This window comes from Arthrobacter sp. LT660, assembly GCF_056172845.1.
Map to the genome: position 1 here is coordinate 53,324 of NZ_CM149651.1, position 21,688 is coordinate 75,011.

Consider the following 21,688-nt stretch of genomic DNA (forward strand, 5'->3'; position numbering starts at 1 on the left):
CTACTGGCAGACGGGGAGGGTGGAGCCCGCGATGCAGGGATCGAACGTGAAGATCACGAGGGTGCCCAGCACGATGATCACGGCCGTGCTGACGTACAGCACCGTCTTCAGCCAGAAACGGGTGCCGCTCTTGTCCGCGTAGTCGTTGATGATGGTGCGCACGCCGTTGGTGCCGTGCAGCATGGCCAGCCAGAGCATCGTCAGGTCCCAGAACTGCCAGACCGGGTTGGCCCACTTGCCGGCGACGAAACCGAAGTCGATCCCGTGGACGCCCTCGTCGACGAGCAGGTTGACGAAGAGGTGGGCGAAGATGAGGACGACGAGGACCAGTCCGGAGAGGCGCATGAACAGCCATGCCAGCATCTCGAAGTTGCTGCTCTTGTTGTTCGAGCGGTTGTACCGGGCCTCGATGCGGCCCGAACGCGGGGCTACGAATTCAGTTGCCATGGCTTAGTAGCCTCCAAATGCGAGGGAAAGGTGGCGGATCGAGAAACCGATCATCGTGACGGCCCACACGGCCAAGACGCCCCACAGCATCTGGCGGTGGTACTTGGGGCCCTGCTTCCAGAAGTCGACCAGGATGAGCCGCAGGCCGTTGAACGCGTGGAACATGATGGCTGCCACGAGGCCGAGTTCACCGAGGGCCATCAACGGGTTCTTGTAGGTCTCCATGATGGCGTCGTACGCGTCGGGGGAGACCCGGACCAGGGACGTGTCGAGCACGTGCACCAATAGGAAAAAGAATATGACGACACCGGTGACACGATGTCCGACCCAGGACCATTGGCCTTCGCGGCCACGGTAGAGGGTGCCTGACGAAGTCTTCGACACTGAATTAACCTCCATGCATCGCAAGGGCGCTTGTGCGGCTGCCACACAAAAAATTGACGCCGGTGCGTGAGCGTTCAAGCCCGATCTTAGACCACGGGGCTGCCGCGCCCGCATCATTGCGGCGCCTCTTGTGAGAAGCCTCACCAATGAGACGCGACGCGGCCGGAAGTCCGCGAAATGTGGCCTAGTTCGGCAACGCCGGCGTGCCCTAAATGGCTACGGGCGCGTGGGCCGTCCCGCGGGGCGGATCCGCTAGCCTGTGGGGATGAACTCTGATCCGTTGGGGCGCTTCCATTGCGTCATTCCGGCAGGTGGCGTGGGAACGCGCCTCTGGCCGTTGTCCCGTGCCGCCGCGCCGAAGTTCCTGCACGACCTGACGGGTTCCGGCACGACCCTCATCAGGGCCACCTACGACCGTCTGTGCCCCCTGGTCGGGGAGCGGATCATGGTGGTCACCGGCCAGGCCCATCGCGCCGCCGTCCTGGGCCAGCTGCCGGAGCTCGACGACGGCAAGCTCGTCCTGGAGAGCGAACCCAAGGACTCCGCCGCGGCCATTGGGCTGGCCGCGGCGATCCTCTACCGCCGCGATCCCGACACCATCATGGGTTCCTTCGCCGCGGACCAGGTGATCGGCCCGGTCGACGTCTTCCAGCAGGCCGTGCGCGAGGCCGTGCACACGGCGGCCGGCGGAAAAATCGTGACGATCGGCATCCGCCCCACGGTGGCCTCGACCGCTTTCGGCTACATCCGCAGCGGTGCCCCGCTGGAGGTCGCCGGGGCGCCCAGTGCCACCGACGTCGTCGAATTCGTGGAAAAGCCGAATGAGGACGTCGCGCAGTCCTACATCGACACGGGCGACTACTTCTGGAACGCCGGCATGTTCGTGGCGCCGGTGGCCCTGATGCTCGCCCACCTGGAACGCAACGAGCCGGAACTCCACCGGGGCCTCCTGGAGATCGCGGCGGCCTGGGACACCGACGAACGCGACGAGGTCATGGCGCGCGTCTGGCCGGGATTGCCGAAGATCGCCATCGACTACGCCGTCGCCGAACCGGCCGCGGCCGTCGGCGACGTGGCGATGATCCCCGGGACCTTCACCTGGGACGACGTCGGCGACTTCGCCGCGATCGGCCGGCTCAACCCCGCCGCGGAGAGCAGCCACATCACCGTTCTCGGGGAGGGGGCCCGCGTCTACGCGGACCGCGCCTCCGGCGTCGTGGTGTCCGATTCGAAGCGCGTCATCGCGCTCATCGGGATCGAGGACGTGGTCATCGTGGACACCCCCGACGCGCTGCTGGTCACCACCAAGGAGCACGCGCAGTCCGTCAAGGAGGCGGTGGCGGCGCTCAAGGCCTCCGGTGACGTGGATGTGCTCTAGGGCGTTCATGGCGCGTCGGGCGCCCATCGTGGGTTTCCGGGCGCTTGGACGTAGGGTTTCCCTGTGAGATCCGTAACCGACGCCGAGCCGCACATTCCGCCACTGGGGGAGTGGGTGGAACCGCTGGTGGGCCAGCTTGTCGCGTTCCGCCGCGACGTGCACGCGCACCCGGAGCTGTCCTTCAAGGAGTTCCGCACCACCGAAAAGCTCGTCGAGGCGCTGTCCGACGCCGGCCTGGAGCCCCAGCGACTGGAAAGCACCGGCTTGTTCGTCGACGTGGGCGCGGGGCCGATCGCGCTGGGGCTGCGCGCTGACATCGACGCGCTTCCCATTCTGGAGGAAACGGAGCTCGAGTACGCCTCGACCCGGACGGGCGTGTGCCACGCGTGTGGCCACGACGTCCACACCACGGTGATGCTCGGCGTCGCGCTGACGCTCAAGAGGCTCTTGGACGCGGGGCGGCTCGCGGCCCGGATCAGGATCATCTTCCAACCCGCCGAGGAAACAATGCCCGGCGGCGCGCTGTCCGTCATCGAGGAGGGCGTGCTCGACGAGGTCCCGCGCATCCTTGCGCTGCACTGCGAACCCCGGATCGACGCCGGCACCATCGGCACGCGCATCGGTGCCATCACGAGCGCCAGCGACACGATCAAGATCGAGCTCACGGGACGCGGCGGGCACACGTCCAGGCCCCACCTCACGGAGGACCTGGTGTTCGCGTTGGCGGAGATCGCTGTCAACGTCCCGGCGGTGCTGAACCGGCGCATCGACGTGCGCAGCGCGGTGTCCGTTGTCTGGGGCCAGATCCACGCGGGCTCGGCCCCGAACGCCATCCCCGCGACCGGCTACATGGCCGGCACCATGCGTTGCCTCGACGGCGAGGCCTGGCAGGGTGCCGGCGACCTCCTGGACGAGGTGGTGCGGCAGGTCGCCGTTCCCTACGGCGTCGAGGTCAAGTTGGAGCACACTCGGGGGGTGCCGCCGGTGGTTAACACGGAGGCGGAGACGGACCTCATCGAGAATGCCGCCCGCGCGGAGTTCGGTTCGGGGGCCATTGTGCTGACGCCGCAGTCCATGGGTGGCGAGGATTTCGCCTGGATGACCAACCGGATCCCCGGTTCGATGATGCGCCTGGGTACGCGGACGCCCGGCGGCGAGACATACGACCTGCACCGGGGCGACTACGCGCCGGACGAGCGCGCGATCGTGACCGGCGTGCGGGTGATGGCGTCCGCGGCACTGCGCGCCGCCGCGGAACTCGAAAGACGTTCCGGCCAATAGCCCTACGGCTTGGTAACAAAACGTCAACGATGTAGATATCCGGCGCTCCCTGGGGTGGTGGGCATCGACGGGCCACGGCTAGTCTTGGTTCGTTAATTCCGGGCGCGGTCGCGCCCGCGTTTCAGCACACCCGTCGAAAACAGAACACTCGTGCGGACACTCGCCGTGGATCGGTGCTGGGCTTACTCGTTACTGGAGGAATCTTGAAGAATTCACTGCGCAAGCTCAAGCGCTCCACCGGTGTTGCGGCCGCCGTCCTCGGCGCGTCCGCACTCGCGCTCACCGGCTGCGGCGCCGCACCCGAAGCCGCACCGTCCAGCGCCGCCGGATCCGCGCCGGCCGGCGCCGCCGACTACACCGGTTGCATCGTGTCCGATTCGGGCGGATTCGAGGACCGCTCGTTCAACCAGTCCTCCTACGAGGGGCTGACGCTGGCGAAGGAGGAGCTCGGCATTTCCACGAAGCAGGCCGAGTCCCAGGCGGCGACGGACTTCGAGCCGAATCTGAACTCCATGGTGCGGGGCGGATGCGATCTGACCGTCACGGTCGGCTTCCTGCTCGCCGACGCGACCAAGAAGATCGCTGCGGCCAACACGGATGCGCACTTCGCCATTGTTGACGACGGCTCGATCGAGGCAGACAACGTCAAGCCGATCGTCTACGACACGGCGCAGGCCGCGTTCCTGGCCGGCTACCTGGCCGCGGGAACCACCGAGACCGGCAAGGTCGCCACCTACGGCGGCATGAACATCCCGACCGTCACCATCTTCATGGACGGCTTCGCCGAGGGCGTCGCGCACCACAACGCGGAGAAGGGCACCGACGTCGAGGTCCTCGGCTGGAACTCCGAAACCCAGAACGGCACCTTCACCGGCGACTTCGAGAACCAGGGCAAGGGCAAGACGAACACCACCAACTTCGTCAACGAGGGCGCGGACATCGTCCTGCCCGTCGCCGGCCCGGTGGGGCTGGGAACGCTCGACGCCGTGAAGGAACTCAACGCCGGCGGCAAGGACGTCAAGGTCATCTGGGTCGACTCCGACGGCTTCCTCACGGTCCCGAACGGCAAGGAGTTCATCCTGACCTCGGTCATGAAGCTGATGGGCGAGGCCGTGCAGCAGGTCATCACCGAGGACGTCAACGGCAACTGGGACAACACCCCGTACGTGGGAACCCTGGAGAACGACGGCGTCGCGCTGGCCCCGTTCCACGATCTCGACTCCGAGGTCTCCGACGAGTTGAAGTCGGAACTCGAGCAGCTCAAGGCGGACATCATCTCCGGCGACGTCAAGGCGGAGTCCCCCTCCAGCCCCAAGTAGCAGCCGCGGCCGGTGGGTTTCCGCGCACCGGCCGCCACGCACCGGCGGGCATACGCCGACGCGCCGTCCGTCCCCGCAGGAACCCCTGCGCGGGCGGGCGGCGCGTTTACGGGCATGCCCGCCGGACGCGCGGTTACGCTGGGCACAGACCGCTCCGGATGAATCGCGGCCCCGCCGTCACAGGGGGCCGCACAGAAGGGAACAGGTACGGCAAGTGAAACTCGAGCTTCGGGGCATCACGAAAAAATTCGGCTCGTTCGTGGCCAACGACCACATCGACGTCGTCGTCGAATCCGGTCAGGTGCATTCGCTCCTGGGCGAGAACGGCGCCGGAAAATCCACGCTGATGAACGTCCTCTTCGGCCTGTATGAGGCCACCGAGGGCGAGATCCTCATCGACGACAAGCCCGTGCGCTTCAACGGCCCCGGCGACGCCATGGCCGCGGGCATCGGCATGGTCCACCAGCACTTCATGCTGGTCCCCGTGTTCACGGTCGCCGAGAACGTCGCCCTCGGCGACGAGTTCACGCGGGCCGGCGGGATCCTGGACCTCGAGCAGACCCGGCGGCGGATCCGCGAGATCTCCGACCGCTACGGCTTCCATGTGGACCCGGACGCCCACGTGGAGGACCTGCCGGTCGGGGTGCAACAGCGAGTGGAGATCATCAAGGCCCTCGTCCGCGAGGCCAAGGTGCTTATTCTCGACGAGCCCACGGCCGTGTTGACGCCGCAGGAGACCGATGAACTGCTGTCCATCATCGGCCAGCTGCGCGCATCGGGGACGGCGATCGTCTTCATCTCGCACAAGCTGCGGGAGGTCAAGGCCATCTCCGACACCATCACGGTGATCCGCCGGGGCAAGGTCGTCGGCACCGCCGAGCCGACCGCGTCCCCCGCCGAACTGGCCTCCCTGATGGTCGGGCGCTCCGTGAGCCTGAGCCTGGACAAGGAGTCCGGGCAGCCGGGCCGGGAGACCTTCCGTGTCGAGAACCTCACGGTCCGGACGGCCACGGGCCACGTCGCGCTGGACCACGTCTCGTTCGGGATCGCCCAGGGCGAGATCCTTGCGGTCGCCGGTGTCCAGGGCAACGGCCAAACGGAGTTGACCGAGGCGGTGATGGGCCTGCTGCCACACGTGACCGGAGCCGTCATGTTGGACGGGGAGAACCTGCTGGGCCGGACCGTCAAGCAGATCGTGAACTCCGGCGTCGGATTCGTTCCCGAGGACCGCAGCACGGACGGACTCGTGGGCACGTTCACGGTCGCGGAGAACCTGGTGCTGAACCAGTACGACCGCGCGCCGTACGCCCGTGGCCTGGGCATGAAGCCGTCCGTGATTGCCCGGAACGCGGACGCCAAGATCGCGGAATTCGATATCAGAACCCAGGGCGGCCAGGTCAACGTCGGCACGCTGTCCGGAGGGAACCAGCAGAAGGTCGTCATGGCCCGCGAGCTGTCGCGGCCGCTGAAGCTCTTCATCGCCTCGCAGCCCACGCGCGGCGTCGACGTGGGTTCCATTGAATTCCTGCACCGCCGCATTATCGCCGAGCGCGACGTCGGCACCCCCGTCATGATCGTCTCCACCGAGCTCGACGAGGTCGTGGAACTCGCGGACCGCATCGCCGTCCTCTACAAGGGACGGCTGGTAGGCATCGTTCCCGGCGACACCCCGCGCGAGACGCTTGGCCTGATGATGGCCGGGGCCGGAATCGACGAGGCGCGGCAACACAACCCACACCAGACAGGGGCAGAGAATGAGTGACGCCAACCTGCCGGGCGCGAAACCGGAGGCGGACGGCACGCCGCACCAGCCCATGGCGACGGAGTCGGTTCCCGGCGGCCCCGCCGCGGGAAACACCCCGGCGCAGCTGGCCGAGGCCAGCCACCATCCGGGCGAACACGTCGGTGTCCTGAAGCGGATCGTCACGGGCAACGGCCTGGTGTCCCTGCTGGCCATCGCGCTGTCGCTGTTGGTGGGCGCGGTCCTGATCGCGGTCGTCAACGACCGCGTCAACGAAACCGCCGGCTATTTCTTCGCCCGCCCCGCGGACATGGTCCTCGCGGTCTGGGACGCGGTGGCCGATGCCTACGGCGCGCTGTTCCGCAGTTCCATCCTCAACACGGAGGCGGACGGCTTCGCCAACGCCATCTACCCCCTGACGGAAACGCTGACGGTGGCGACCCCGCTGATCCTGGCCGGCCTCGGCGTCGCGCTGGCGTTCCGGGTGGGACTGTTCAACATCGGCGCCCAGGGACAGATCATCCTCGGCGCCACCCTCGCGGGCTGGATCGGCTTCACGCTGGACCTGCCGCTGGGCATCCACCTGCTGGTGGCCATCGCGGCGGGATTCGCGGGAGGCGCCCTGTGGGGCGGCATCGCCGGCCTGCTCAAGGCCAAACGCGGAGCCCACGAGGTGATCGTGACGATCATGCTCAACTACATCGGTCTTTACCTGCTGCTGTATCTCCTGAGCACGCCCGCCTTCCAGCGGCCGGGCTCCAACAACCCGGTCAGCCCCCCGATTGCGGAATCGGCGGCCTATCCGTTGATCTTCGGCGCCGGATTCCGCCTGCACTACGGGTTCCTCGTGGCCTTGGCCGCGGTCGCGTTCGTCTGGTGGCTGCTCAACCGGTCCACCACCGGCTTCGAGCTGCGGGCCGTCGGCGCCAACCCGCTGGCCGCGAAGACCGCGGGCATCAACGTCAGCCGCGCGTACCTCACGGCCATGCTGGTCGCCGGTGGGCTTGCGGGCCTGGCCGGCACCGCGCAGATCTCCGGTACGGAGCGCTCGCTGAGCGGCGACATCGCGGCAAGCTTCGGGTTCGACGCGATCACGGTGGCGTTGCTGGGCCGCTCGAGTCCTATCGGAACCCTGTTCGCCGGAATCCTGTTCGGGGCGCTGCGGGCCGGGGGTGTGGGCATGCAGTCGGAGACCGGCATCCCCATCGACATCGTCCTGGTGGTCCAGTCGTTCATCGTGCTGTTCATCGCCGCGCCGCCGCTGGTGCGCTCCATTTTCCGCATCGGCGTGAAGAACCGCCCGACGAAGTCCACCCAGCCGGCCGCGAAGGCCGCCCAGGCCGGAGGTGCCTCGTGACCGCCGCAACCGCCACCTCCGCCCCCGGGGCGGCTGGAAACGGCGCCGCGATCCGCAGCTGGGGGGCACCGGTGACATTCGCCGTCCTCGCTCTCGTGGCACTGGCCGGATTCGCGCTGGGCAGCCCGGACAGCTCGGCCCGCTTCAGGATCTCGAACGAAGGCGACGCGCTGCGCGTCCCGGACGTCGTCCTGGGGACCACGCTGGTCGGCTGGCTCGGCGCCGCGGTCCTGCTTGCGATCGCGGGCTACGCCGTGTACCTCACGACGGCGCACCGGCGCGTCCCGGCATGGGCCACGCCGGTGTTCGCGGCGGTGTTCGTCATCGCTTTCCTGGTCTGGGTCATCGGCAGCGCGAACAACCCGAACGTCTACCTCTCCGGCCTGATCGCCGGTTCCTTCACGCTGGCGATTCCGCTGATCTTCGGTTCCCTCTCCGGAGTGCTTTGCGAGCGGGCGGGCGTCATCAACATCGCGATCGAGGGACAGCTGCTGGCCGGCGCATTCTGCGCGGCGATCGTCGGCTCCATGACGCAGAGCCTCGCCGCGGGCCTGATTGCCGCGGTGTTCGGCAGCGTGCTGGTGTCCGCGGTGTTGGCCGTCTTCAGCATCAAGTACCTGGTCAACCAGGTCATCGTCGGCGTGGTGCTCAACGTGCTCGTCGCGGGACTGACCAGCTTCCTGTTCTCCACGGTCATGAGCTCGGACGCGGCGCGGTTCAACAGCCCGCCGAGCTTCGGTTCCCTCCGCATCCCGGGCCTCGCGGACATCCCGGTCTTCGGTCCGATCTTCTTCAACCAGACGATCCTGGGCTACGGCATGTACGTGGCCGTTTTCCTGGTCTGGTTCGGCCTGTTCAAGACCCGCTGGGGACTGCGCGTCCGCGCGGTGGGCGAGCACCCGAAGGCCGCGGACACCGTGGGCATCAAGGTCAACGCGATGCGCTTCTGGAACGTGGTGCTCGCCGGCGTCGTCGCCGGAATCGGCGGTGCCTTCTTCACGCTGGTCACGTCCTCGAGCTTCAACAAGGAAATGACGGCCGGCCAGGGATTCATCGCCCTCGCGGCGCTGATCTTCGGCCGCTGGAATCCGATCGGAGCCTTCTTCGCGGCCCTGCTGTTCGGGTTCTCGCTCAACCTCTCGTTCGTGCTCACGATCCTGGGAACGCCGGTCCCGAGCCAGTTCATGCAGATGTTGCCGTACGCCGTGACGATTTTCGCGGTCGCGGGCCTGGCCGGCAAGAGCAGGCCGCCGGCGTCGAACGGCATTCCGTACGTGAAGGAATAGGGCCCGTGACCGACAACGAAGCGAGTGCCCCGTCCCGCGTCGCGGGAGAGCCCACCGACGCCGACTGGGAACGCCTCGCCGCGGCGGCGAGGGAGGCCATGGCGCACGCCTACGCGCCCTACTCCAAGTACCCCGTCGGCGCCGCGGCCCTGACCGAGGACGGGAGGCTGCTGAGCGGGTGCAACGTGGAGAACGCCGCCTACGGCGTCGGCCTGTGCGCCGAATGCATCCTGGTGGGGCAGCTCCAGCTCACCGGCGGCGGGAGGATCCGCGCGTTCTACTGCGTCGACGGCCACGGCAACGTGCTGATGCCGTGCGGGCGCTGCAGGCAGCTGCTCTACGAACACCGCGCGCCGGGCATGCGGCTGATGACCGTCAGCGGCGTCAAGACCATGGACGAGGTCCTGCCCGACGCCTTCGGGCCGCAGAACCTCGCCTGAACCCACCCATCCGCCGGAGGACTCCGGCCAACCGCTCCAAGAGAGGCCGCCATGGGCGCAGAAGCCTTCGACGCCGTCGACATCATCCGCACCAAGCGCGACGGCGGCACGCTGTCGCCGGAACAGATCGACTGGACCATCGACGCCTACACGCGCGGTGCCATCGCCGACGAGCAGATGGCGGCGCTGAACATGGCCATCCTGCTTAACGGCATGGGCCGGCCGGAGATCGCCCGCTGGACCACGGCGATGATCGACTCCGGCGAACGCATGGACTTCTCCGGCCTGCGCGGCTCGGACGGCGCGGCCAAACCGACGGCGGACAAGCACTCCACCGGCGGCGTGGGGGACAAGATCACCCTGCCGCTGGCGCCGCTGGTCGCCGTGTTCGGCGTCGCCGTCCCCCAGCTGAGCGGCCGCGGATTGGGGCACACGGGAGGGACGCTGGACAAGCTCGAGTCCATACCGGGGTGGCGGGCCACGCTGTCCAACGAGGACATGATGGCGCAGCTGCGCGACGTCGGCGCCGTGATCTGCGCGGCCGGAGCCGGGCTGGCGCCGGCGGACAAGAAGCTGTACGCGCTGCGCGACGTCACGGGCACGGTCGAGGCGATCCCGCTGATCGCCAGCTCGATCATGAGCAAGAAGATCGCCGAGGGCACCGGCGCGCTGGTCCTGGACGTCAAGGTCGGTTCCGGGGCGTTCATGAAGGACGAGGCCTCGGCACGCGAATTGGCCGAGACCATGGTCGCCCTCGGCACGGACGCCGGCGTGCGGACGGTTGCCCTGCTGACCAACATGCGCACGCCCCTGGGGCTCACCGCCGGAAACGCCATCGAGGTCGGGGAATCCGTCGAGGTCCTGGCGGGCGGCGGTCCGGCCGACGTCGTCGAACTCACCGTGCGGCTGGCCTCCGAGATGCTCGAGGCCGCCGGGGTCAGCGGCGCGGATCCTGCTGCCGCGCTTCGGGACGGCCGCGCCATGGACGCTTGGAACCGCATGATCGAGGCGCAGGGCGGGGACCCGCGGGCGGCGCTGCCCGTGGCGCGGGAGTCCGAGACGGTGTGCGCCCAGGCCGACGGCGTGCTGACGGAGCTCGACGCCCTGGGCGTGGGCGTCGCCGCCTGGCGCCTCGGCGCCGGCCGGGCGCGCAAGGAAGACGCCGTCCAGGCCGGAGCCGGAGTGCGCCTGCACGCAAAACCGGGGGACACGGTGCGCCGCGGCCAACCGCTGCTGACACTGCTGACCGACACCCCGGACAAGTTCGCCCGCGCGCACGAGGCGCTCGACGGCGCCGTCGTGATCGCGCCCGACGGGGACCGGCCGGACCAGCGCCTCGTCATCGACCGGATCGCCCCCTAGGGGAACACACCCATTCGCCCCGGGTTGTCCGCGGGCCGGTCACGCGGGGCGGCCGCATGCGTCACAATGGATGAACGGTTCCGACGGGGGATCGTGCCCCCGGCCGACGGGGCGGACGGGGCGGGGCACCGGCGACTCAGGGGGGACCTACGCAGTGGATGTCATCAACGAGGCGATCGTCCACGCATCCGGTGCGTGGTGGATCCTGCCGATCGTCTACGTCTTCTGCCTCATCGACGGATTCCTGCCCATCCTCCCCAGCGAGACCCTGATCGTGGGCCTGGCCAGCGTGGCCGTGGGCTCGGGAACGCCGAACATCGCGCTGTTGGCCCTGGTCGGGGCCGCGGGCGCCATCACCGGCGACCAGATCGCCTACCGGATGGGCCGCCGGATGGGCACCACCCGGTTCCGGTGGATGCGCAGCCGCCGCGCCCGGAAGGTCTTCGCCTTCGCGCAACACGAGCTGATGAAGCGCGGTGCGCTGCTGATCTTCACGGCGCGCTACATCCCGATCGGGCGGGTGGCCGTGAACTTCACCGCAGGTGCCACGCGGTTTTCGATCACGCGGTTCACCGTGCTGGACGTCCTCGGATGCCTGACTTGGGGGGCCTATTCGGCGACGATCGGGGCGGTGGCGGGGAACTGGATGGAGCACAACAAGCTCCTCGGCATCGGGATTTCGATCGTCATCGCGGTGGTCCTTGGCTACGTGCTCGACCGGGTCATCTACGCGGTGCTCAAGCGGTTGGGCAAGCCCATCGAAGCCACGGAGTACGAACTTCTGCACGCGCCACACGACGCCGACGCCGACGTCCCGGACGCCCGCTAGCCGCGGTGTGCGCGGATCAGTAGGCTGGGAGCGTGACTGACGAGCTGATCCACACCGCATACGATCCCGACTTCGACTTCCGCAGCCTCCCCAAGGTGTCGCTGCACGACCACCTCGACGGCGGCCTCCGGCCCGCCACCATCATCGAACTCGCGGCCGAAATCGGCCACGAGCTTCCCGCCACCGACGCCGGCGCGCTCGGCGAGTGGTTCCGCGAGTCCGCGGACTCCGGTTCGCTGGAGCGGTACCTCGAGACCTTCGACCACACCATCGCGGTCATGCAGACCAAGGAAGGCCTCTTCCGCGTCGCCCGCGAGTTCGTCGAGGACCTCGCGGACGACGGCGTCGTGTACGGCGAGGTCCGCTGGGCACCGGAGCAGCACCTCACGCAGGGCCTCAGCCTCGACGACGCCGTGGAGGCCGTTCAGGCGGGGCTCGCCGCAGGCGTGGAGCGGGTCGCCGCCTCCGGGCGTCCGATTCAGGTGGGCCAGCTGATCACCGCCATGCGCCACGCCGACCGCGGCCTGGAGATCGCCGAACTCGCTCTGCGCCACCGCGACGCCGGAGCCGTCGGCTTCGACATCGCCGGGGCCGAGGACGGCTTCCCGCCGTCGCGGTTCGCCGACGCGTTCTCGCTGCTCGCCGACAACTTCTTCCCTGCCACGGTCCACGCCGGCGAGGCCGCGGGGCTCGACAGCATCGCCGACGCGCTGATCGTCGGCCGCGCGCAGCGCCTGGGCCACGGCGTCCGCGTGGCCGAGGACATCGAGGTGGAGTTCGGCGGGACGGACGACGACGGCGAGGATGTGGGCGAGGACACCGGGCTGGTGACCCTCGGCCCGCTGGCCAACTGGGTCCGCGACCGCGGGATCGCCCTGGAGATCTGCCCGTCGTCGAACCTGCAGACGGGTGCCACCGCCGGATTCGGCGAGGGCATCGAGTCGCACCCGATCGACCTGCTGTACCAGACGGGCTTCAAGGTCACGGTCAGCCCCGACAATCGGCTGATGAGCGGAACCACGCTCTCCGACGAGCTCGAACTCCTGGTCGAGGCCTTCGACTACGACCTCGACGACCTCCTGGAGCTGACGCTCAACGCGGCAGAGGCGGCCTTCCTCCCGCTCGAGGAGCGCGAGGCGCTGGTCGAGTACATCAACAACGCGTACGACGAGCTCTCCGACGACGAGGACGATGACGAATTCCCCGCGGACGACGAAGAGTTATAGGCGCCGACCGGAGTCGGGGAGGACAAGCATGTCCGGCCAGATGGACCGCCTTGTCCGGGTGGTGTCCGCGTTGCGCAGGCATTGCCTGTGGACGGCGGCTCTGACGCACGAGTCGTTGGTGGAGTACCTCGTCGAGGAGGCCTACGAGCTGGTCGAGGCGATCGAGGAGGGACACCCGGACGCGGAGCTGAAGGGCGAACTCGCCGACGTGCTGTTTCAAGTGGTGCTGCACGCGGCCATTGCCGATGAACGCGGCGCGTTCGCCTTGGACGACGTCGCCGGAGCGCTCGCGGACAAGATGGTGCGCCGCAACCGGCACGTCTTCGAACCCGACGGGTCCCTGCGGAGTGTTTTTCCGGACAGCCTTGACGAAATCATCCGGTCGTGGGACGCGGCGAAACGGGCCGAACGCCCGGAGCGGACCTCGCCGTTCGAGGGGCTGCCCAAGGCCCTTCCGGCGCTCGCCCTGGCGGACAAGACGCTGGGCCGTGCCACCCGGTGGGAACCGGACGCGGGCGTCACCGCGGCGTCGGAAGGCGCGGGACCCGCGACGGAGGAGGAGCTGGGCGAGCTGCTCCTCGGTGTCGTCCGCGACGCCAGATCCCGCGGGCTGGACGCGGAGCGTGCGCTGCGCACCGCCGTCGGACGCTACACCGATGGGGACGGGCGCCCACCCGACGCAACGTAGGTCACACTCGATGCCCGCCCGCGCTAGGCTAGTGCCGAGGCAACGTCGCCCCGCCCCAGAAGGCTGACACAGCCCACCACCCCACCACGAAGGAGCACCTTCCATGGCCCTGATTGACGCCATCCACGCCCGCGAGATCCTCGACTCCCGAGGCAACCCGACCGTCGAGGTCGAGGTTCTGCTGTCCGACGGCTCCCTGGGCCGCGCAGCCGTCCCCTCCGGCGCCTCCACCGGCGCATTCGAAGCCGTCGAGCTGCGCGACGGCGACAAGGGTCGCTACCTGGGCAAGGGTGTCCGCAAGGCCATCGACGCCGTGCTGGAAACCATCCAGCCGGCGCTTTCGGGCCTGGATGCCACGGACCAGCGCGCGATCGACCAGATCATGATCGACCTGGACGGCACCGAGAACAAGTCCAACCTGGGCGCCAACGCCATCCTCGGTGTCTCGCTGGCCGTCGCCAGCGCCGCGGCCGAGTCCTCCAACCTGCCGCTGTACAAGTACCTGGGCGGACCGAACGCGCACGTCCTGCCCGTGCCGCTGATGAACATCCTCAACGGCGGATCGCACGCCGACTCCGACGTCGACATCCAGGAGTTCATGGTCGTGCCCGTCGGCGCCTCCACCTTCTCGGAGGGCCTGCGCTGGGGCGTCGAGGTCTACCACTCGTTGAAGTCCGTGCTGAAGGAGCAGGGGCTGTCCACCGGTCTCGGAGACGAGGGCGGCTTCGCGCCGAACCTGCCGAGCAACCGCGCCGCGCTGGAGCTGATCACCGAGGCGATCAAGAAGGCCGGCTACACGCCGGGTTCCGACATCGCGCTCGCCCTGGACGTCGCGTCCTCCGAGTTCTTCGAGAACGGGGCCTACCAGTTCGAGGGCAAGTCCCTCAGCGCGCAGGAAATGAGCGACTACTACGCGCAGCTCGTCGCCGACTTCCCGCTGGTGTCCATCGAGGATCCGCTGGACGAGGACGACTGGGACGGCTGGAAGACCCTCACCGACGCCATCGGCGACAAGGTCCAGCTGGTCGGCGACGACCTGTTCGTCACCAACCCGGTGCGCCTGCAGGACGGAATCGACCGCAAGACGGCCAACTCGCTGCTGGTCAAGGTGAACCAGATCGGCTCCCTGACGGAGACGCTCGATGCCGTGTCCCTGGCCCAGCGCAACGGCTACAGCACCATCACCTCGCACCGCTCCGGCGAGACGGAGGACACCACGATCGCCGACATCGCGGTGGCCACGAACGCCGGCCAGATCAAGACGGGCGCGCCCGCCCGCTCCGAGCGCGTGGCGAAGTACAACCAGCTGCTCCGCATCGAGGAGGAACTCGGCGACGCGGCAGTCTATGCGGGTCCGGGCGCCTTCCCGCGTTTCACCGCCTAGCCGGTACCGGCAACGCGTAAGGTCTTGAGGGAACCGCCCGACGGGTGGTTCCCTCAAGGCATTCACCACACCGAGTGCACACACACCACGAGCGACCGGCAGGAGCGAAGATGGCCACCCGACGTCCGAACATGCCGCGTGCCAACCGCGACGCCGGCCCGCGTTCCAACCGCGACGCCGGTGCCCAGCGGGGTGCCGGCGCACCGCATACCGGCGTGCCCGAACGCGCGGGAGCCCAGGAGCGTTCGGGAGCGCCGGAACCGCCCGCCAAGGTCATCCCTCTGGGCGCGGTGCCCGCGGCGCGCCCCCGGCGCCCCGCCTCCGAACGCCGCCTGCGCGAGCGGGTCGAGTTGTCCGGTTCCATCCGTGCGCCCAAGAACATGGCCGCAGGTGCCACGCGGCCGGAGGCGCCGTCCCGGCCACCGGGCGCCGGCGCCGGCGGCGTCGGCGGCGCCCAGCCGGAGGCCGCCGCGCCGGTACCCGCGCGGAGCTTCTCCGGCCGCATGCTGGCCCTGGCCGTGGTCCTGGTCGCCATCACGATCCTGCTGCTGCCCAGCGTCGGCACGTACATGACCCAGCGCGCCGAAATGGGCGAGCTGCGGGAGTCGATCGCGGCCAAGCAGGTGGAGCAGGCGGAACTCAACGAACAGATCGCGCGGTGGGACGATCCGGTCTACATCAAGCAGCAGGCCAGGGATCGCATAAACTTGGTGATGCCCGGTGAGCGGAAGTACATGGTGATCGGGTCGGCGGGGGAGGACCCCGTCGTCGAAAGCCAGAGCCCGGGCGAGGTCCGCACGGACCTGCCGTGGGTTGACGCGCTGTGGGACACCGTCAAGCGCTCCGCCACCGACTGACCAACGACCCGAGGAGGTCCCGCCGGTGGACAGCAACGCCAGCGCCCCGCGCCACGAAAGCCTTGACGCCAGCCAGCGCGTTCCGACCGAGCGGGACCTCGACACGCTGAGCCGGCAATTGGGCCGGCCGGTGCGCGACGTCATCGAAATCGGCGCACGCTGCGTCTGCGGCAACCCGCTGGTCGCCACGACGGCGCCGCGGTTGGCGTCCGGAATACCGTTCCCGACGACCTTCTACCTGACGCACCCCGTGATCACCGCCGCCGTCTCCCGCCTCGAGGCGGCCGGCGACATGGCCAGGATGACCGCGCGGATCGAATCCGATGCGGAACTGGCCGCCGCGCACCGGGCGGCGCACGAGGACTATCTGGCCGCGCGGGACGCGATCGGCGCCAGGACGGGGACGGGCGCCGTTCCCGAGATCGCCGGGGTGTCCGCCGGGGGCATGCCCACCCGGGTGAAGTGCCTGCACGTATTGGTGGGCCACTCGCTCGCCGCCGGACCGGGCGTGAATCCGCTCGGCGACGAGGCGCTGGCCAACATCTCCGAGTGGTGGACGGCCGGGCGCTGCCACTGCGCCGGGGCTTGGGACACCGCCGGGGAGACGCCGGCGCGGGACCGCAGCCGCCATGTGAAGACACAGGCCGGCGACCCCGAGGCGAAGAAAGTCGAACGGTCCGAGGCCCGCGCGCGGCGTGCCGCGCCGGAAGCGATCGCACCGGACGGGGGTGCGCCCTGATGCGCGTTGCCGCCATCGACTGCGGAACGAATTCCATCCGCCTGCTGATCGCCGACATCGCCGACGACGACGGCGTCACCCGGCTATCCGAGGTCGTGCGCGAAATGCGCGTGGTGCGGCTGGGGCAGGGAGTCGACGCCACCGGCAGGCTCGCGCCCAAGGCGCTCGAACGCACCTTCGCGGCCATCGACGAGTACGCGGGCATGATCCGCGCGGCCGACGCCGAGGCGGTGCGGTTCGTCGCGACGTCCGCCACCCGCGACGCGTCGAACCGGCAGGACTTCGTCGACGGGGTGCGCGCGCGGCTCGGCATCGACCCGGAAGTCGCCACGGGCGAGGAGGAGGCGGCCCTCAGTTTCGCGGGCGCGGTCTCCGTGCTGCCTCCCGCGGACGGTGAGCGCGTGCTGGTGGTGGACCTCGGCGGCGGTTCCACCGAGTTCGTGCTCGGTTCGGGGACGGGAGTCGAGGCGGCGCTCAGCGTGGACATGGGCTGTGTCCGCTTCACGGAGCGCTTCCTGCACGGAGACCCGCCGTCGGAGGCGGAGGTGGCCGCGGCAGAAGCCGAAGTGGAACGCACGCTCGACGCGGTCGCCCGGGTGGTGCCCCTGCGAGACGCGGACCGGGTCATCGGCGTCGCCGGAACCATCACCACCATCACGGCGCACGCCCTGGACCTGGACAGCTACCAGCCGGACCAGATCGACGGAACCGGCCTGCCGGTCCGCGTCGTCGAGGCCGCCGCGGCCGAACTTCTCGCATTCACCCGCGATCGGCGCGGCGCCCTGCCCTTCATGCACCCCGGACGCGTGGACGTCATCGGGGCAGGCGCCCTGATCTGGCGCGCGATCCTGCGCCGGCTGGAATCGGAGACGGACGGTCGGATCCGGACCGCCGTGGCCAGCGAGCACGACATCCTCGACGGCATCGCCCTCGGCTTGGCCACGTGAGGCACCGCATTCGCCGCTCTGCCGCCATGGCGCTGGCGGCCGTTCTCGCCTCCGGCGCACTGCTGGCCGCCCCCGCGTACGCCACCGTCGACCACGTCCGGGACAGCCAGTATTGGCTATCCGACTACGGGGTCAGGGACGCGTGGAAGGAGACGAAGGGCGAAGGCGTGACGGTGGCGGTGATCGACACCGGCGTGGACGCGACGCACCCGGACATCACCGGGGCGGTTGTCGGCGGCGTCGACGTCTCCGGCAGCGGCGCCCCGGACGGAACCGAGCCGATCGGCGCCCTGCCCGAACACGGGACCCTCGTGTCCACCATGCTCGCCGGCCACGGCAACAACAAGGAAGCCGTTGCGCGCGCCAAGGCGGAGTCGCAGCAGCAGGACATCGCCTGGAGGCGAGCCGTCGCCGACGCGAAGGAGAACGACGAGGAGCCGCCGGAAAAGCCGGAACCCCTTGAGGTCCCCGCCCCCGGTCCCGGCCCCGACGGCATGATCGGCGTGGCCCCGGAGGCCAAGCTGTTGGCCGTCTCGCTGTGGCTGGGTTCGGAGAATCCGGGTGGCATCGAGGTCGACGAGCAGGTTCCGCGTGCCGTGAAGTGGGCCGTCGACCAGGGTGCCCAGGTGATCAACATGTCGTTGGGCTCGACGACGCCCGACTGGCCGTCGAGCTGGGACGAGGCATTCCTCTACGCCGAGCAGAACGACGTCGTTGTGGTCGCCGCGGCCGGCAACCGCGCCGGAGGGATGGAACAGGTGGGCGCGCCCGCCACCATACCGGGTGTACTGACGGTCGCAGGTGTGGACAAACAGGGCGAAGCCAGTTTCGATTCGTCCACCCAGGGCATCAGCATCGGTGTCGCGGCGCCGGCGGATCCGCTCATCGGCGGTCTTCCGGGGGGCGGGTACGCCGACTGGTCGGGGACGTCCGGGGCGGCTCCCTTGGTCGCCGGGGTCGCGGCGTTGATCCGGTCCAAGTACCCGGAGCTGAGCGCCCCCGAGGTCATCAACCGCATCCTGGCGACGGCGCGGGACGCGGGGGAGCCCGGCGCGGACAGCCTCTACGGCCACGGGCTGCTGGACGCCGCCGCCGCCGTTTCCGCGGACGTCGCGCCGGTGGGGGCCAATCCGCTGGGCACCATTGCGGAATGGATTCGGATCCACCGACGGGGCCCGGCCGAGGCCCCGGCGCAGGCGCCGACCGCCAGCCCGGAGTCCGAATCAACGGTCCCGCCCGTGGCGGCGCCGACGCCGGTGGTTCCCGAGGTTCCCGGCGGCGCGCTTCCGGCTGTTATGGTCCTCGGGTTCGGCGGATTGCTGGCCGTTGTCGCCGGCGCCGGCGCCATTCACGTCCTGCGTGTGCGCCGGGCCCGGATCAGGGGAAACGTCGACGACGGCGCGATCGCCACGCACGAATGGAGTGAGGCGGACAAGCGCCGCGATCCGTTCGACTATCTTCCCGAAAGTCGCTAGTGAAGACTTTCACAATATCCTGATTTCGCGTACCATGGGTGGTATGCCAAACACCCTCCAGCTTTCTGACCGTCCGCGCGTTCTCGTCGTTGGCGGCGGCTACGTCGGCCTCTATGTGGCCATGAAACTGCAGAAGAAGGTCCGCGCCCACGGCGGCATCGTGACCCTCGTCGATCCCCTTCCCTACATGACGTACCAGCCGTTCCTGCCCGAGGTGGCCGCGGGCCAGATCGAGGCGCGCCACGCCATCGTTTCCCACCGCATGCACCTCAAGCACACCGAGCTCGTCACTGGACGAGTCACCGCGATCGACCACGCGAACCGGAAGGCCGTCGTCGTGCCGACCGAGGGCGAGCCGATCGAGTTCGAGTACCGCGACGTCGTCGTGGCCGCCGGCGCGATCACCCGCACGTTCCCGATCCCGGGACTCGCGGAGACGGGAATCGGACTGAAGACCATCGAAGAGGCCGTGGCACTGCGCAACCAGATCCTGGAGCGCATCGAGTCGGCCTCGACGATGACCGACGCCGTCGCCCGCGAGCGCGCGCTGACGTTCGCCGTCGTCGGTGGCGGGTTCGCCGGCATCGAGGCGATTACGGAGATCGAGGACATGGCGCGCGCCGCCGTCGCGCAGAACAACAGGATCGAAAACACGGAGCTTCGCTTCGTGATGATCGAGGCCATGGGCCGCATCATGCCCGAGGTCACCGAGGCACAGGCCGAATGGGTCGTCGAGCACATGCGGTCGCGTGGCATCGAGGTCCTCCTCAACACCTCGCTCGCCAAGGCCGAGGGCGGGATCCTTGAACTGATGAACATGGCGGACAAGAGCACCGGAGGCGTCTTCGGCGCGGACACGCTCATCTGGACCGCCGGAGTCCAGGCCAACCCCATGGTCCGCTCCACCGACTTCAACATCGAGCCCCGCGGCCGTGTGACCGCCGGGGTGGATCTGCGGATCGTCGACGCCGAGGGCAACCCCGTCGAGGGTGCCTGGGCCGCGGGCGACGTGGCTGCGGTGCCGGATACGACTGGCGGGCTTCCGGACGGGACATGCGTGCCGAACGCGCAGCACGCCGTGCGCCAGGCGAAGCTCCTGGCGAAGAACATCTACGCCGTTCGCTACGGCGTGGGCCGGATCAAGGACTACAAGCACCAGAACCTCGGCGCGGTCGCCGGATTCGGCGCCTGGAAGGGCGTGGCCAAGATCATGGGCGTCCACCTCAAGGGCGCGCCGGCTTGGCTGGCGCACCGCGGATACCACGGCATGGCGATGCCCACGTTCGAGCGCAAGTTCCGCGTGGTGAGCGGATGGTTCCTCAGCCTGTTCTTCAACCGCGATACGACGCAGATCTTCGACCTGCAGACGCCGCGTCGCCAGTTCGTGGAGGCCGCGACGCCGAAGCCCAAGCAGGCCGAGAAACCCAAGCCGGAGAACGCTGATAGGATCTCGGAGCCGACGACGGAAAAATAGCCGAAAGATCACTCCCGGCGGGGGCGGAAAGGCAGGCGCCGTTCCGCCCCCGCCATGCTTGCGGACCACGGTAGGATCTATCCGCACGCCCCCATAGCCCAATTGGCAGAGGCAGGGGACTTAAAATCCCTGTGTTGTCGGTTCGAGTCCGACTGGGGGTACAGGTTTATCGACCCCGCGCCCCGGCATGTCCGGAGTCCAACCGGTCGGCCCGCCCACGAACCACCACCCCAATGAGGAGCTGTACATGGCCCAGGACTACGACGAGATGCGTCCGGACGTTGCCGAAGCGAGCAACGCGACACTGAAGACCGTCCAGACGATGAACGCCCCCGACGCGCGAAGCATTTCGGCCGATTTGGACGAATCGGAGAACCTCGACGGCGTGACACTGCCGGGAGGGGAACCGTCCGACGAGGAGCTGGTGATCGCCGTGGTTCCGCAGGGTGACGACGAGTTCACCTGCGGTAGCTGCTTCCTGGTGCGCCACCGTTCCCAGATCGTCGGCGAATCCGGCGGCATGAGCATCTGCAGGGACTGCGACGGCTAGACGATATGAAGTGCGGCTTCGGTTCGGGGTCGTAGGACTGGAACCTCGGGTTCAAAGCCGGGCGTGGATTGCCAGTCCCGCGGTCTATTTCGCCCAGCCGGGCGGGTGTGGACTGGTAGAGCCACATTTGAACGTCTGGAGGTTCCAGTCATGAATCAGCGTACCTATGTCGGTTTGGATGTCCATGCCCGCAGCGTCGTTGGCTGCGCGATCGACCGAAGGACCGGGGAGATCATCCGGCAGCGCTTGCCGGGGAACAACGCCGGGGTCCTGGACTGGGTGTCCGGTCTGGGGCAGCCGGTGCGGGTCGTCTACGAGGCCGGACCGACCGGCTTCTCACTGGCCAGGGACCTCGAAGGTGCGGGGTGCCCGTGCCTGGTCGCGGCCCCGTCGAAACTGCAGAGGCCGCCCGGGGACCGGGTGAAGACCGACGCCCGCGACGCGGAGCATCTGGCCCGGTTGAATCTGTTGGACCAGATCACCGCGGTGGCCGTTCGGGCCTGTCAAGTTTGCTGTGTAAGGGG

20 protein-coding genes, 1 tRNA gene and 1 pseudogene are annotated in these 21,688 nt (G+C 68.9%); 20 read left to right on the forward strand and 2 right to left on the reverse strand.

Going from position 1 to position 21,688, the window contains the following annotated elements; translation table 11 throughout:
• The gene (locus tag AC0QSG_RS00270; RefSeq protein ID WP_475376263.1) at nucleotides 1–447 is read right to left on the reverse strand and encodes a succinate dehydrogenase hydrophobic membrane anchor subunit; all 447 of its coding nucleotides are present in this window, start codon (nucleotides 445–447) and stop codon (nucleotides 1–3) included.
• 3 nt (nucleotides 448–450) lie between these two features.
• A complete protein-coding gene (gene sdhC, locus AC0QSG_RS00275; protein WP_435727524.1) occupies nucleotides 451–846 on the reverse strand; it encodes a succinate dehydrogenase, cytochrome b556 subunit in 396 nt (131 codons plus the stop codon).
• Between the two features lie 250 nt (nucleotides 847–1,096).
• On the opposite strand from sdhC, the gene AC0QSG_RS00280 reads away from it, so the two are divergent.
• The 20 genes and pseudogenes from AC0QSG_RS00280 to AC0QSG_RS00375 form a co-directional block, all read left to right on the forward strand.
• Nucleotides 1,097–2,209 (forward strand): mannose-1-phosphate guanylyltransferase, encoded by a 1,113-nt coding sequence (locus AC0QSG_RS00280; protein ID WP_475376264.1) that lies wholly within the window; start codon nucleotides 1,097–1,099, stop codon nucleotides 2,207–2,209.
• Nucleotides 2,210–2,272: 63 nt separating this feature from the next.
• Entirely contained in the window at nucleotides 2,273–3,490 is a 1,218-nt protein-coding gene (locus AC0QSG_RS00285; RefSeq protein ID WP_475376265.1) for an amidohydrolase, read from the forward strand.
• A 203-nt stretch (nucleotides 3,491–3,693) separates the two neighbouring features.
• A complete protein-coding gene (locus AC0QSG_RS00290; RefSeq protein WP_435727530.1) occupies nucleotides 3,694–4,809 on the forward strand; it encodes a BMP family lipoprotein in 1,116 nt (371 codons plus the stop codon).
• Nucleotides 4,810–5,023: 214 nt separating this feature from the next.
• Nucleotides 5,024–6,571, forward strand: coding sequence for an ABC transporter ATP-binding protein (locus AC0QSG_RS00295; protein WP_475376266.1), 1,548 nt, complete (start codon nucleotides 5,024–5,026; stop codon nucleotides 6,569–6,571).
• On the forward strand, nucleotides 6,564–7,907 hold the full coding sequence (locus AC0QSG_RS00300) for an ABC transporter permease (protein ID WP_475376267.1): 1,344 nt from the start codon (nucleotides 6,564–6,566) through the stop codon (nucleotides 7,905–7,907). Before AC0QSG_RS00295 ends, AC0QSG_RS00300 begins: the two co-directional genes overlap by 8 nt.
• The gene (locus AC0QSG_RS00305; protein ID WP_475376268.1) at nucleotides 7,904–9,193 is read left to right on the forward strand and encodes an ABC transporter permease; all 1,290 of its coding nucleotides are present in this window, start codon (nucleotides 7,904–7,906) and stop codon (nucleotides 9,191–9,193) included. The genes AC0QSG_RS00300 and AC0QSG_RS00305 overlap by 4 nt, the downstream gene beginning before the upstream one ends.
• A 98-nt stretch (nucleotides 9,194–9,291) precedes the next feature.
• Nucleotides 9,292–9,633 carry a cytidine deaminase gene (locus tag AC0QSG_RS00310; RefSeq protein WP_475377342.1) on the forward strand — a complete coding sequence of 114 codons (342 nt, stop codon included), beginning with the start codon at nucleotides 9,292–9,294 and terminating at the stop codon, nucleotides 9,631–9,633.
• 51 nt (nucleotides 9,634–9,684) lie between these two features.
• Nucleotides 9,685–10,995 carry a thymidine phosphorylase gene (locus AC0QSG_RS00315; protein WP_475376269.1) on the forward strand — a complete coding sequence of 437 codons (1,311 nt, stop codon included), beginning with the start codon at nucleotides 9,685–9,687 and terminating at the stop codon, nucleotides 10,993–10,995.
• A 154-nt stretch (nucleotides 10,996–11,149) separates the two neighbouring features.
• On the forward strand, nucleotides 11,150–11,824 hold the full coding sequence (locus AC0QSG_RS00320) for a DedA family protein (protein ID WP_475376270.1): 675 nt from the start codon (nucleotides 11,150–11,152) through the stop codon (nucleotides 11,822–11,824).
• A 32-nt stretch (nucleotides 11,825–11,856) separates the two neighbouring features.
• On the forward strand, nucleotides 11,857–13,050 hold the full coding sequence (locus tag AC0QSG_RS00325; protein WP_435727544.1) for an adenosine deaminase: 1,194 nt from the start codon (nucleotides 11,857–11,859) through the stop codon (nucleotides 13,048–13,050).
• A gap of 28 nt (nucleotides 13,051–13,078) precedes the next feature.
• The gene (locus AC0QSG_RS00330; RefSeq protein ID WP_475376271.1) at nucleotides 13,079–13,738 is read left to right on the forward strand and encodes a MazG nucleotide pyrophosphohydrolase domain-containing protein; all 660 of its coding nucleotides are present in this window, start codon (nucleotides 13,079–13,081) and stop codon (nucleotides 13,736–13,738) included.
• A 103-nt stretch (nucleotides 13,739–13,841) separates the two neighbouring features.
• Nucleotides 13,842–15,122 carry a phosphopyruvate hydratase gene (gene eno, locus AC0QSG_RS00335; protein ID WP_475376272.1) on the forward strand — a complete coding sequence of 427 codons (1,281 nt, stop codon included), beginning with the start codon at nucleotides 13,842–13,844 and terminating at the stop codon, nucleotides 15,120–15,122.
• 110 nt (nucleotides 15,123–15,232) lie between these two features.
• Nucleotides 15,233–15,979 (forward strand): FtsB family cell division protein, encoded by a 747-nt coding sequence (locus AC0QSG_RS00340; RefSeq protein WP_475376273.1) that lies wholly within the window; start codon nucleotides 15,233–15,235, stop codon nucleotides 15,977–15,979.
• A gap of 25 nt (nucleotides 15,980–16,004) precedes the next feature.
• Nucleotides 16,005–16,718: a DUF501 domain-containing protein gene (locus tag AC0QSG_RS00345; protein ID WP_475376274.1), complete on the forward strand. Its 714-nt coding sequence runs from the start codon at nucleotides 16,005–16,007 to the stop codon at nucleotides 16,716–16,718.
• Nucleotides 16,715–17,665, forward strand: coding sequence for a Ppx/GppA phosphatase family protein (locus AC0QSG_RS00350; protein ID WP_475377343.1), 951 nt, complete (start codon nucleotides 16,715–16,717; stop codon nucleotides 17,663–17,665). Before AC0QSG_RS00345 ends, AC0QSG_RS00350 begins: the two co-directional genes overlap by 4 nt.
• A gap of 26 nt (nucleotides 17,666–17,691) precedes the next feature.
• On the forward strand, nucleotides 17,692–19,140 hold the full coding sequence (locus AC0QSG_RS00355; protein ID WP_475377344.1) for a S8 family serine peptidase: 1,449 nt from the start codon (nucleotides 17,692–17,694) through the stop codon (nucleotides 19,138–19,140).
• A gap of 43 nt (nucleotides 19,141–19,183) precedes the next feature.
• Nucleotides 19,184–20,614 (forward strand): NAD(P)/FAD-dependent oxidoreductase, encoded by a 1,431-nt coding sequence (locus AC0QSG_RS00360; protein ID WP_475376275.1) that lies wholly within the window; start codon nucleotides 19,184–19,186, stop codon nucleotides 20,612–20,614.
• Nucleotides 20,615–20,701: 87 nt separating this feature from the next.
• Nucleotides 20,702–20,775: transfer RNA gene (locus AC0QSG_RS00365), tRNA-Leu, on the forward strand.
• An 86-nt stretch (nucleotides 20,776–20,861) separates the two neighbouring features.
• Nucleotides 20,862–21,164, forward strand: a complete 303-nt coding sequence (locus tag AC0QSG_RS00370; RefSeq protein WP_475376276.1) for a DUF4193 family protein — start codon at nucleotides 20,862–20,864, stop codon at nucleotides 21,162–21,164.
• 150 nt (nucleotides 21,165–21,314) lie between these two features.
• Nucleotides 21,315–21,650: pseudogene (locus AC0QSG_RS00375) on the forward strand (IS110 family transposase); the annotation flags it as partial.
• Nucleotides 21,651–21,688: the final 38 nt, after the last annotated feature.

Bases quoted from the DNA above. Each gene is read 5' to 3' on its own strand.
- AC0QSG_RS00270 (WP_475376263.1), bottom strand. From the start codon at position 447: ATGGCAACTGAATTCGTAGCCCCGCGTTCGGGCCGCATCGAGGCCCGG.
- sdhC (WP_435727524.1), bottom strand. From the start codon at position 846: ATGGAGGTTAATTCAGTGTCGAAGACTTCGTCAGGCACCCTCTACCGT.
- AC0QSG_RS00280 (WP_475376264.1), top strand. From the start codon at position 1,097: ATGAACTCTGATCCGTTGGGGCGCTTCCATTGCGTCATTCCGGCAGGT.
- AC0QSG_RS00300 (WP_475376267.1), top strand. From the start codon at position 6,564: ATGAGTGACGCCAACCTGCCGGGCGCGAAACCGGAGGCGGACGGCACG.
- AC0QSG_RS00310 (WP_475377342.1), top strand. From the start codon at position 9,292: ATGGCGCACGCCTACGCGCCCTACTCCAAGTACCCCGTCGGCGCCGCG.
- AC0QSG_RS00315 (WP_475376269.1), top strand. From the start codon at position 9,685: ATGGGCGCAGAAGCCTTCGACGCCGTCGACATCATCCGCACCAAGCGC.
- AC0QSG_RS00330 (WP_475376271.1), top strand. From the start codon at position 13,079: ATGTCCGGCCAGATGGACCGCCTTGTCCGGGTGGTGTCCGCGTTGCGC.
- eno (WP_475376272.1), top strand. From the start codon at position 13,842: ATGGCCCTGATTGACGCCATCCACGCCCGCGAGATCCTCGACTCCCGA.
- AC0QSG_RS00340 (WP_475376273.1), top strand. From the start codon at position 15,233: ATGGCCACCCGACGTCCGAACATGCCGCGTGCCAACCGCGACGCCGGC.
- AC0QSG_RS00355 (WP_475377344.1), top strand. From the start codon at position 17,692: ATGGCGCTGGCGGCCGTTCTCGCCTCCGGCGCACTGCTGGCCGCCCCC.
- AC0QSG_RS00360 (WP_475376275.1), top strand. From the start codon at position 19,184: ATGCCAAACACCCTCCAGCTTTCTGACCGTCCGCGCGTTCTCGTCGTT.
- AC0QSG_RS00370 (WP_475376276.1), top strand. From the start codon at position 20,862: ATGGCCCAGGACTACGACGAGATGCGTCCGGACGTTGCCGAAGCGAGC.